Genomic DNA, 12,026 nt, shown 5'->3' on the forward strand with positions numbered 1-12,026 from the left:
TCACATTCCGAGGCCCACACTCAGCTCAGATTGACCTTCCAGCGCCAGGCTGGAGCGCGCGGTCGAAGCCAGACGCTCTGCCAGACGGGAGAACGCCAGTGCTGCGCGTGCTTTCGGAAAGGCATCAATCACTGATTGTCCCAAGTGTGCGGCCTTAATTACATATTCATCCTGAGGAACATAACCTACAAATTGCAGCGGTACGGCCAGATAACGGCTCGCAGCCTGCGCCATATTCGAGTAGATCAACGTTGCCTCCTGTTCGCTTACCCCTGACACCAGAACATTGAATGAGCGCCTGCCCAGGCGGGCACTCAAACGCTTAATCAGACCATAGGCAGCCTTGATTGCCGCGGGATCCGACGATACCTGTATCACCAGTTCACTGTCATCGAGCGAGGCAAGCGGAAAATTATCCGTCGCATCGATCGCTGCATCCACCACCACCAGATCGACATCATTGACGACCATATCAAACACACGCGATAACTGGCGTAAATGTTCGGGCGGCAGCTCACGGGTCAGTGCGGCATGACGTGACAACTGGGTCACGGATAATCCTGCTGCGACAACTTTTATTGCTTCCTGCATTGTACGCTGTTGTTTCGCTACATCCAATAAGCTGCGGTCAAATCGCGCATTCAGCCATGCCCCCACACTTTGAGGCGTGGAACGCGCATCCAGCATCAGCACCTGATTGCCCTGTCGTGCCAGCGACACACCCAGATTTGCCAGTGTTCCGCTTTTTTCATCTTCGCTCAGCACGGATAAAAACGTCAGCACCCTGGGTTTAGGTCCTGCCAGCATGCGGCGCAGACCTTCTGCCTGATCAAATTTAGCCAAGGGACACCTCCTTCGCCATTCCTGCTGCGCTGCGTCCCTGTACGGCACCTGCCATGATCAGCGGCAGTTCTTCATCCAGATAGCGGAAAGCGGCGGTTTCACGCTTGAGCTTAAATGCACGGTCGATCAGGTACTGCTTATTCGCCACATGTAAATCTTCCGGTACACGCTGGCCGCTCGCTACATAATACAGCGCCAGACGCTGACGGATCGCGATATCCAGCGCACCGCCTATGGTTGCCGCTTCATCCAGTTTAGTCAGGATACAGCCCGCCAGTCCGCCACCCTGATAAGCGCGCACCACTTCGCTCAGGGTCTCGCCGGTGGAAGTCGCATTCAGACACAGCAGGCGCTTCACTTGTGAGCCTGAACCAGACAGCATGGCGACCTGCTCCGTCACCATCTTATCGCGCTGGCTGACACCGACAGTATCTATCAATACTGTATGTTTATTCTTGAGTTCCGACAAGGCAATACGTAAATCACTCTCATCTTTCACCGCATGTACCATCACACCCAGGATTTTCCCGTAAATTCTTAACTGTTCGTAGCCGCCGATACGATAGCCATCGGTGGTAATCAGCGCCAGCTGGGAAGGACCGTGACGCATCACACAACGCGCTGCCAGCTTGGCAGTGGTGGTGGTTTTGCCGACACCGGTTGGCCCCACCAGCGCGTAGACGCCGCCTTTTTCCAGGATTTCGCTTTCATTGTCGATGGTCATCAGATTACGCGCCAATACTGACTTGACCCATTCCACGCCGTTTTGTACTGAATCACCCTCAGGCAATTTCGAGATCAGGTAGCGCGACAGACTGGCGCTCAGGCCAGTGGCCAGCATTTCGCGCAGCACTTCGGCTTTATGCGGTTGCTTTTGCTGCGTCGCTGACCAGGATAATTCAGCCAGCTGCGATTCCAGCATACTGCGCATAGAACGGATTTCACTCATCACATCGTGCAGTTCACTGGATGCCACTGCATTGGCAGAGCTGACCGGACTGGCGACGGATGGACGGGTAATCAGCGGACGCACTGCCTCGGCTTCCGGTTCAGGCGCGAAACTGCGCGGGCTGAAGCTGCGGGCAGACTCTGCCGGAAAAGCTGGCGTCAGGCGTGCGACTTCGGGTGCCATGCTGCGTGGCTTTTCAACGGGAGCATATTCCGGCACCGACTCTTCCGCCATCGCCATGATCTCGACTTTGCCGTTGACGGTTTTATTGGACAGGATGACGGCATCCGCACCGAGTGCATCACGCAACATACGCAAGGCCTCACGCGAGGTATTGGCAGTAAATTTTCTCACGTTCATGATTGCCCTCCGATCAGGCTGGTAACTCTAATTGTTTTAGTTTCAGGTAATTCAGCATGCGACAGCACTTTGAGTTGTGGCAGTGCGCGGCGCAGGAAGCGCGATAACAGTTGGCGCAGCGGCGCAGGCACCAGCAAGACCGGGGTTTGCCCCATTTGCTCCTGCTGCTTCACAGCCTGATCGGCCTGTGCCGCCAGCGTGTCAGCCAGACCTGGCTCCAGCGCTGTGCCATCGCCGCCACCGGTATTCATGGCTTGCATCAGCAAACGTTCTAAGCGGCTGTCGAGTGCCATCACGGTCAGTTCATTCGTGCCCGGGAAAATCTGCTGCACGATCGCACGACCCAGTGCAATCCTGACCTGCGCCGTCAATTCATTCGCGTCCTGGCTATGCATCGCCTGCTCAGACAAAGTTTCGATGATGGTGCGCATGTCGCGGATATGTACGCCTTCCTGCAACAGGTTCTGCAATACTTTTTGCAGTACTGATAAAGGCAGCATTTTTGGCACCAGGTCTTCCACCATCTTAGGCATTTCTTTCGCCAGATGATCAAGCAGGGATTGCACTTCCTGACGCCCCAGCAATTCCGCTGCATGCGTGGTGATGATGTGATTCAGATGGGTCGCAATCACAGTGCCTGCATCGACCACGGTGTAACCCATGATCTGCGCCTGCTCACGCATGCTGCCATCGATCCAGACAGCGGGCAGACCAAAGGCCGGGTCAGTAGTTTCTGCACCAGGCAAAGGACCGCTGACCATGCCGGGATTAATCGCCAGATACTGACCATTCATGGCTTCGCCAGTACCCACCTCTACGCCTTTGAGTGCGATTTTGTACGCCGAAGGTTTGAGCTCCAGATTGTCGCGAATATGCACAGCTGGCGACAGGAAGCCAACTTCCTGTGCGAATTTTTTACGTATGCCTTTAATCCGGCGCAGCAATTCACCACCCTGAGATTTGTCGACCAAAGGGATCAGGCGATAGCCCACTTCCAGACCCAGGGTATCGACCGGCAAAATATCCTGCCAGGTGGCTTCTTCCATTTCCGGTGCGGCAGCAGCGGCGGCGGTTGCGGCAGCGGCTTGCGCGGCATTGGCTGCAGCCGGGCTGCTTTGCTCATCAATGCGTTTCTGGATCAGATAACCGGCACCACCCAGCACCGAGGCCAGGAACACAAACGCCATATGTGGCATGCCGGGAATCACGCCCATGCCGCCGACGATGCCCGCAGTAATGAACATCACCTGTGGCTTGGCAAATAACTGACCGACTAACTGGGTACTGATATCTTCTTCACTGGCGACGCGCGATACCACCACACCGGCTGCAATAGAAATAATCAGCGAAGGAATCTGTGCCACCAGACCGTCACCAATCGCCAGCAAGGTATAGTTTTTCAGGGCGGCACCAAAGTCCATATCATGCTGCACCATGCCCACGATCAAACCACCGACGATATTGACTACGGTGACCACGATACCGGCCACTGCATCACCACGTACGTATTTGGAGGCACCGTCCATCGCGCCATAGAATTCTGCTTCCTGTGCGACTTCGGTACGGCGGCGACGTGCTTCCTGCTCCGGGATCAGACCCGCATTTAAATCCGCATCAATCGCCATTTGCTTACCAGGCATCGCATCCAATGCAAAACGCGCACCGACTTCCGCGATTCGGCCCGCACCTTTGGTCACCACGGTAAAGTTAATAATGGTCAGAATCACGAACACCACGATACCGACGGTGTAGTTACCACCAATCAGAAAATGGCCGAAAGCCTCAATCACCTTACCCGCTGCATCCGGACCAGTATGACCTTCAGTCAGCACGATACGGGTGGATGCCACGTTCAGCGATAAACGCAACATTGTGCTGACCAGCAGCACCGTAGGGAACACCATGAAATCCAGCGGCTTGACCGTGTACAGACTGGTCAGCAATACGATCACCGCAATCGCGATATTGAAGCTGAAAAACATATCCAGTATGAAGGCCGGCAAAGGCAAAATCATCATCGCCAGCATCAGGATGATTAACAGCGGTGCCGCCAAAGCCTTAGCATTCATGCCGGCCATCCACATCGGCAGTCTCAGGCTATTCATGGTTCTCTCCTAACAAATTCAAAGGGTCCAGCTCTTTTGGTACATTCAGATTGCGTGGCTCATCGGGATACTTACCACCACGTTCGCGATACACCCGCAACTGGAATACATAGGCCAGCACTTCTGCCACCGCACCGTACAAAGCCTCAGGAATTTCATCGCCCAGCTCAGTGTGCTTGTACAGCGCACGGGCCAGCGGTGGCGCTTCCAGCAGCGGCACTTTATTTTCTGCCGCGATTTCACGTATTTTGGCAGCCACAGCATCCGCACCTTTGGCCACCACCTGCGGCGCACGCATGCCGCCTTCTGTGTATCTCAGCGCGACCGCAAAGTGGGTCGGGTTAGTCACTACCACATCAGCAGTCGGGATTTCTGACATCATGCGGCGGCGTGCCATCTCACGCTGTTGCTGACGCATTTTTGCCTTGATCTGCGGATTACCATTGGCTTCTTTCGATTCCTGGATCACTTCCTGATGCGTCATCTTCAGCTTCTCGGCATAGGCCCACATCTGGTAAGGCGCATCAATCGCCGCGATCACCACCAGCGAAGCCACAATCGCCATAAAACACACGCCCAGCATATGGCCCACGTGCGCAGAACCTGCCTGTACCGATTCTGTGGCGAGACTGAACATCGCCTCTTTCTGCCCCATCACCACCACCCAGGATACGCAGCCGACCAGGATGGTTTTCAAGACTGCCTTGAGCAACTCGACACCGGCACGCGAAGACACCATATTGCCGAGTCCGGAAATCGGATTCATGCGGTCAAAATTAGGTTCCAACGCCTTGGCACTGAACAGCCAGCCACCGATCAATAAAGGTGAGGCCAGTGCCACGATCAGCAACAACACGGCGACCGGTGCGAAAGCCAGCAACACATCGGTCAGACTGACAGAGATTTTTTGCACCAGCAAATTGAAATCAAAAGCGACTTCGCGCTCCAGGCTAAGGCCAGTAATCAGGCTGTGATTGAGCTGATTCACCAGTGAGCCACCCATCGCCCACAAAGCACCACCCGCTGCCAGCAACACCGTACAAGTCGATAACTCGCGCGAACGCGGAACATCACCCTCTTTGCGCGCGTCTTCCAGACGCTTGGGCGAGGCCGGTTCGGTTCTTTCGAGATCGCTTTCTTCGGACATTGCCGACTCCTGTTATTTCCGCATGGCAAACACGACTTCACCATCACACGTCTACAGTTAGCATTATTGGCGAGTCAAACCACATTGCATGCTTGGAACAAACGAGGAAAAACCCGCTTATTCCCAGATAACAGAGAAAATCAGCACTGGCGCTGACGCCCTATGCCCCCCCATACGGGCAAAAGCAATGCAAATCAGCATGAAAACGAAGGATGAGAAGAAAGGATAAAAAAGGAAGTCCAATAAATACGCGGCCTGCAGCCCGAAAACAGGCTGCAGGCCGCATAGATACTGGGTGATTGGAAATTGACTGCTTAGTGATTGCAGATTGCCAGATGCAAGGGAATCAGCAAGCACGGAGGGAAGAAGAAAACGAACTCAGACGTGCAGCATACGCCCGCCAGCAAATGACCAGTTTTCCCAGGTGGTTTCTTTGAAGCAGACCATCACCTGCTCAGGCGACATACCTGCAGCGCGGATGCCCTCCATCAGCGTCGCCAGCAAGGCTTTCTTGACCTTCACACTGCGCCCGGCCGACCACACAATTTCAATGAGCACAAAGTCATCTGTGCGCGCTTCAGTCAGATCGGGATAATGGGTATCAAAGCGAAAATCCTCAGCGGCCAATTCCAGCACACGCTGAAATACATCGGTTTGCGGCACCCCACTGGCCACCAGTGCGGCATGTACCGCCTGTAATACGGCATCTTTGAAGGCGGTGGTTTTGGGCTGACGCGTGGTGATGGTAACGATGGGCATAGCAGTCTCCTGTCTGTAGCGCTTAGCAGTGAAAGGTCGTGGCAAACAACGGGAACAGCCTCAGGCTAACACATCTCCATGCAGGCCACCGCGCGCTGTTCAGCCAACAACAGCGTGCCGTTGCGGCAAGATGACAGTCAGGAAGCCAGGTCTATCCTCGCCACCAGCGGCACATTCGCCGGTGCCTGATAATCACCCACCACCAGGGCGCGTTGACCAGCCTGCGCCAAGGCAGCCATCTGGGACAACACAAACGTCGCCGAACTTTTATCCAGCGCCGCCAGCGGATCATCCAGCAAAGTCAGCGCCGCCCCACTCGCAAACGCCGCCGCAATCCACACCTTGCGTCGGGTACCGGCCGATAACATCCGTATCTGCTTGAACAAATGCGGCTCCAGCGCCAGCCCGGCAATCAGCTGCGCCAGCGCCGCCGGATCAAAGCCCGCATAGCGACTGGCCTGCAAAGCAAAAAAGGCCTCCACCGTGAGCTCATCATAATCCGCAGTCACTGGCGCAATCCAATATACCTGCCGCCCATAAGCCTGCATATCCACCTGCCGCACCACACCCGACAGACACAGGCTGCCTGCAGCAGCTTGCAACTCGCCCGCCAGCAAACGCAGAAAATCGGTCTTGCACTCCCCTTCCTCATCACACACCAGCGTCACACCGGCACCAATGGCACCCGACCAGCCACGCAAGACCAGCCGCCCATGCGCGATATGCAAGCCATCGATCTGTAAAATTGCCGCGTTTTCAGTATGCATAACAGACACCAGTGATTCTTATTGAACAGGGAAAAAGCCAGCCCAAAGGCAAGCGCAGTCAGCGCCAGCATTATGGCGACAAACTATGCACACCACAATCTGACAGCATTCGTATCCGGCATTTGAAACAGACAACAAAAAACCCGCAAACTCCAAAGAATTTGCGGGTTTTTGCACTTACTTAGATGTCGATATGGTGCCCGAGGCCGGAATGAAGATCAGTGAATTTACCAATACAAATCAATGACTTAAAATTTAAACCGCTCGAAATGCCATTACTGATGCAGGTGCGCTCAACCAGCATTCAATTTTCGATTAGATCAGTCGTAGTACTTTGAAAGCAGTATCATTCCTTAACTAGTTGCAATGCAGAGCTATCTACTTTTTTTGAGTAGCAGAGAGCTGCTCCTTTAGCTCCCCACACTTCTTCGCATTCTTAAACAAAACTGCCAAATATGATTCTGGAAAACGTTCATTCACTATTTTTAGCAGTTGTTCATGAATTACACGAATAATATCAATCGTAGGTGTTTTCCTATATGTCGTGAGAGCGATGTGTTCAATAAACCTGTTGCCGTGAATAGCCAACTGGGCCTCGCGTGCGGTTTGAGAGTTCGCGAACTCGTTTAGCGCTTTTGTAGTTTTTCTCAATTTCTGCACCATGGGCCAAATAGTTTGTGCCTCAATACCCGCCGCAAACAATTTGTGATAATGCCCGTTTCGATCTGTAAGCGACCCTGCGTTCCTCTTTGCAAGGACAACATTGGCAATCGAATCGCCCGAAAGAGCCAATGTCAGCGCCAACTCTTGTACATCTAAGCCAATGGATTCATCTCGAACTTTTTCACCGCGTCTGTAGCAATACTGAATATTCATCTTACGGAATGACTCTGCAAGCCCATTTTGCAGCTCTTCAAGTGCAAGAAAGTCTTTTGCTTCAACGCGGTTTTGAGTATTTGTCGCAGTCGTAATTTTGCTAGATAAATCTAGTGGAGAATTTTCAAGCGATACAATTTTTACTTGTACATACCCCTGCTTTGTGATGTCAGGCCTCTTCAAATTGGCGGCGTAAATTGATCCTGTCGTCTGAGCACCGTTTACAATTTTTATGTTCGAGACTTTCCAGTTCGAACTCTCCTTTTGATCGCCAAGTCCAGTAGGTTTCCGCTTAATGCCATCGGCAATGGCTGTGATTCCATTATTCAAATACCAAAAATCTTTTGGGTATCGCAAAAGAGTAGCCTCAATCTGCGAATTGATATCACTATCCGAGAGTGTGTTTCTAATGTTCTCGGTAAAAAGCAAGTCTCCGTGCTGCGAGTACCACTCTGCAATATCTGCGCACGAAACCTTCCCATAAACAGAATAATATGGATCGCTCTGCTCACCCCATTGCAATAGATTTACCTCTACATCAGATGTCGAGCCTGACTGCGCAGTCTTTATCGTTCTGATTATTTTTTTCAAATCAAATTTGAAGAAGGTAACAATATCCTGTGAATCGGAGTTATTTTCAGAGAGAAATTTATCAATTATTTCCTGACATTCCTCACTTATTTCATTATCACTATTAAAGGCAACAACAAGCACAATCTCTGGATCACGTTTGATCCCAGAAGAAATTTCTGAGGCTATAGCTTTAAAGCGCTTATTAAATTTCGTCCATTCTTCATTTAATAAGTCGTATACCCCTGCAATAAATTTCCTCAGATCACCCGTATCAATCGTCCCAGTCCCCTTGGTAGACCACTTGGCCTGAACAATGTAAAGCTTATTCCGTGACGGATCATAAAAGACACCATCAATTCCGTTGTCCTTGGATCCATCAGTAACATATTTCGAGAGCCCGGGATACTTCTCACCAGACAAGCCTGCGAGAGCAATTGCCACTAGCCCGCGTGACATACACTTAGACTCGTCGCCTTTAGCATCATCTAGATATAAGTGCTCCTTTACCGAATTGACTACGTGATTTTTCACACGATTTGCAAGAATTATGCTCATGCTGACTCTCGAAATTTAATTGGCAGTTTTTTAAGTGGTGTTATCTGGATTCTAATTGAAATGGGTTATTTATAAAACCTACTATACGATTTCACTCAATGTACTATCTATATTGTTAACAGCATTAGTGCATTTGGTTCTGATTCTATCTTTACATCTTCGAATAGCAGTTTGATGAGAGCACCAAGCCTAGCCAGATTTGAAACAGTCATAATGTTTAGGCACGCTTGTGCGAAGTCGCCGGTCCAAGAGCCGAAAGGAGACAGATAGCTATCTATGTAGACGCACATCTCCATAAACCTATACGAGAGGAATTTAAAGTCATCGATCTCGTGTGATTTGATGTTGGCCTCAGAATCCGCCACTTACGCCTACTGCATAGCAGCTTCTCGATTAGGCGTCCGGTAGCAATCTTTCGGCAAACGAAGCGCGCCATAATCTGTCAGCGATCGCACCCAGCATTTGAAACAGACAACAAAAAACCCGCAAACTCCAAAGAATTTGCGGGGATTTGCACTGACTGGGTTGTCGAATTGTGCTCGAGGCCGGAATCGAACTGGCATGCCCCTTTTACGGAAAGCGGCGGACTTTAAGGCTACTATTTTTGCAGAACACAACTCCCCACAAACCTAAGCTGGCTCTATGTTTCACGAAAAATAACCGATATGTAAATCGTTTTTCAGAACAAACCAGCACACATTACCGACTTTCAATATGACGTTTGATCGATGTCCAGGTGTGAGGTTTGGCAGATGGCCCAAGTCTTGATCAGGCCACAATGAGAGAAAAAATTACTCTAATGGTAAATCTGCTTGCAGATAAAGAGAGTGCATCCAGAGGAAAATCAAAACGAACCGCCCCATACTGTCTGCACATTTGCCAGCCTGCTCATCTCAATATCCCCTACTCAGACCCATTGCCAATCAAATTTGAGAAATAATGATTGCATTACCAGCTCTCACTCCCTATATTCATTAAATATAAGAAACGATGTGTAAAAACATCTAAAGACACTCATTATTTCTCATAAAAGAGAAATAAATATGCAGCTGCCCTGTAAATTCTTTCGCTTCTCTTATTTGAGTAATCATGGCCGGCAAATTCTCTAAAATTACCCATTTCCCTACACCTAAAATCGCCTCAGCGCGGGAGTTAGGCCAGTGGATACGTGCACGCCGCGTTGCGGCCGGTATTCGAATAGATGACGCGGCCGCACTCTGCAATGTGTCGGTGCAATTGTTATCAGATCTGGAAAATGGCAATCGCTCGGTTGGTATAGACAAAGTGTTTGCTGTCATCAATTGCCTAGGCTTGGATCTAATCGTCAAGCCACGCGGTGAGGATCTCGATATCAGGGATGACGAAGCTGGGGCTGATGATGCTGAAAAAAACTAATGAACTGATCATCTGGATAGAGCAAACTCAGGTCGCTACGCTTGAAGTCAATGACATAGGTCAGTTCAGCTTGAGATATGAGCCAGCTTGGGCCAGCTCGCCCAAGGGATATCCCATTTCACCCAGCCTTCCGCTTGCTGGCAGCGAGGACTCTGCCGAAATTCACTCTGCAAAAGTACGCTTCTTCTTTTCAAATTTACTTCCAGAAGGGAAAAGCCTGGATGAAGCTGTGCTGGCAAATGGGCTATCGAAATCCAATATTTTCGGACTCCTCCATGCGCTGGGACAAGAGAGTGCCGGCGCGCTGATGCTGCTTGCCCCAGGCCTGAACCCCGAAGCAATCACCAGTCATCGTGATATGCGTGAAATCAGCAATGAAGAGCTTTCTGAGCGTATTCGGGCGATGCCCAACATCCCATTTTCCGTATGGGATGGCAAGGTGCGCATGTCTATCGCCGGATATCAAAGCAAACTCGCTGTGCATAAGACCCATGATGGACGCTTGTGGCTAACAGACGGCAGGAACGCTTCCACCCATATTTTAAAGCCTCAGACGGGTGGCTTAAATGAATGTCAGGTCGCCAATGAATATTTCTGCATGCGGCTGGCGGCAATGGCAGGGATTGAGTCGGCCGAGGTGGATATTTTGCGAGTGCCGGAACCGATTTTAGTGGTCACACGATTCGATCGCCAAGTATTCAATGGCAACACACGGCGGCTGCATATTATTGACGCCTGCCAGGCACTCAATAAATCACCGGAACAAAAGTACGAACGTAATTTCGGCTCAGGTGAACATGTGCGCCATATCCGGGATGGTGTTTCTGTCAAAGACTTATTTTCAATCACCGATTTGGCGACGAATAAGGCCGATATGAGCTTGCGCCAATTGCGCTGGCTGATGTTCCAGCATCTGATCGGCAACTCCGATGCACACGGAAAAAACATGTCGTTTTACGTGTCCCGTGACGGCTTGAAAATGGCGCCAGCCTACGATCAATTAAGCGTGCTGGCCTACCCGACAATCAATCACGAATTTGCAATGGCAATTGGCGACGAATTCACGGAAGAGGCTATGCACGCTTATCAGTGGGCCGATTTTGTCATTCAGGTGAAGCTCAGCCCCAGCCTGGTTGCACGGACAATAAAAAATGTCGCGAGCAAAGTGAACAATGCGCTACCCATGCTGTTAGAGGATCCACTATTGACTGAACTTGAAAAAAAATTCCTTAAAAAACTGGCAGACCAAATTCAGGTACGGATAGGTAAATTCTTAGAGATATCGAAAATACTTCCTCACATCGCTGGTGATATTTTAAGAGAAGTAAACGACAAAAAAGGAGAGGTAATAAGAGGCAACTCAAGACAAGACGGGTAGCCAGTTACATTTTTGCAGCAAGCCGAACAGAGATTTTTTAAGCAGAATTTTTCCGATTTAAAAAACAAAAAACCCGCAAACTCCAAAGAATTTGCGGGTTTTTGCACTTACTGAGATGTCGATATGGTGCCCGAGGCCGGAATCGAACCGGCACGCCCCGATTAAGGAAAGCGGCGGATTTTAAGTCCGATGTGTCTACCTATTTCACCACTCGGGCCCATCACTACAACATGCAGCCGAAACTGCTTGCTCTGAAAAAAAAGCGCTTAACAGCGCTTTCTTTGTACTGGAGGCGGGGGTCGGGATCGAACCGGCGTCT

9 protein-coding genes and 1 tRNA gene are annotated in these 12,026 nt (G+C 50.7%); 2 read left to right on the plus strand and 8 right to left on the minus strand.

The window, feature by feature from the left end; all coding sequences use genetic code 11:
- The 7 genes from EYB48_RS14455 to EYB48_RS14485 form a co-directional block, all read right to left on the minus strand.
- Complete coding sequence (locus EYB48_RS14455; RefSeq protein WP_235935147.1) at positions 1 to 843, minus strand: MinD/ParA family ATP-binding protein; 843 nt, start codon at positions 841 to 843, stop codon at positions 1 to 3.
- Positions 836 to 2,152, minus strand: coding sequence for a flagellar biosynthesis protein FlhF (gene flhF, locus EYB48_RS14460; protein ID WP_162021066.1), 1,317 nt, complete (start codon positions 2,150 to 2,152; stop codon positions 836 to 838). Before flhF ends, EYB48_RS14455 begins: the two co-directional genes overlap by 8 nt.
- Entirely contained in the window at positions 2,149 to 4,257 is a 2,109-nt protein-coding gene (gene flhA, locus EYB48_RS14465) for a flagellar biosynthesis protein FlhA (protein WP_162021067.1), read from the minus strand. Before flhA ends, flhF begins: the two co-directional genes overlap by 4 nt.
- Complete coding sequence (gene flhB / locus EYB48_RS14470; RefSeq protein ID WP_162021068.1) at positions 4,250 to 5,404, minus strand: flagellar biosynthesis protein FlhB; 1,155 nt, start codon at positions 5,402 to 5,404, stop codon at positions 4,250 to 4,252. The genes flhA and flhB overlap by 8 nt, the downstream gene beginning before the upstream one ends.
- A gap of 378 nt (positions 5,405 to 5,782) precedes the next feature.
- A complete protein-coding gene (locus tag EYB48_RS14475; protein ID WP_162021069.1) occupies positions 5,783 to 6,163 on the minus strand; it encodes a tautomerase family protein in 381 nt (126 codons plus the stop codon).
- 137 nt (positions 6,164 to 6,300) lie between these two features.
- Entirely contained in the window at positions 6,301 to 6,930 is a 630-nt protein-coding gene (locus tag EYB48_RS14480; protein ID WP_162021070.1) for an ABC transporter ATP-binding protein, read from the minus strand.
- A gap of 378 nt (positions 6,931 to 7,308) precedes the next feature.
- Entirely contained in the window at positions 7,309 to 8,910 is a 1,602-nt protein-coding gene (locus EYB48_RS14485) for an AIPR family protein (protein WP_162021071.1), read from the minus strand.
- Between the two features lie 1,113 nt (positions 8,911 to 10,023).
- Here EYB48_RS14485 and EYB48_RS14490 point away from each other — a divergent pair.
- Together EYB48_RS14490 and EYB48_RS14495 are read left to right on the plus strand one after the other, a co-directional pair.
- Positions 10,024 to 10,329 (plus strand): helix-turn-helix domain-containing protein, encoded by a 306-nt coding sequence (locus tag EYB48_RS14490; RefSeq protein WP_162021072.1) that lies wholly within the window; start codon positions 10,024 to 10,026, stop codon positions 10,327 to 10,329.
- Positions 10,310 to 11,707, plus strand: coding sequence for a HipA domain-containing protein (locus EYB48_RS14495; protein ID WP_162021073.1), 1,398 nt, complete (start codon positions 10,310 to 10,312; stop codon positions 11,705 to 11,707). Before EYB48_RS14490 ends, EYB48_RS14495 begins: the two co-directional genes overlap by 20 nt.
- A 124-nt stretch (positions 11,708 to 11,831) precedes the next feature.
- On the opposite strand, the gene EYB48_RS14500 is transcribed toward EYB48_RS14495, so the two are convergent.
- Positions 11,832 to 11,924, minus strand: a tRNA-Leu gene (locus EYB48_RS14500).
- Positions 11,925 to 12,026: the final 102 nt, after the last annotated feature.

Origin of the sequence: Cognatundibacterium crateris (assembly GCF_010078235.1) — a bacterium.
GTDB classification, from domain to species: domain Bacteria; phylum Pseudomonadota; class Gammaproteobacteria; order Burkholderiales; family Burkholderiaceae_D; genus Undibacterium; species Undibacterium crateris.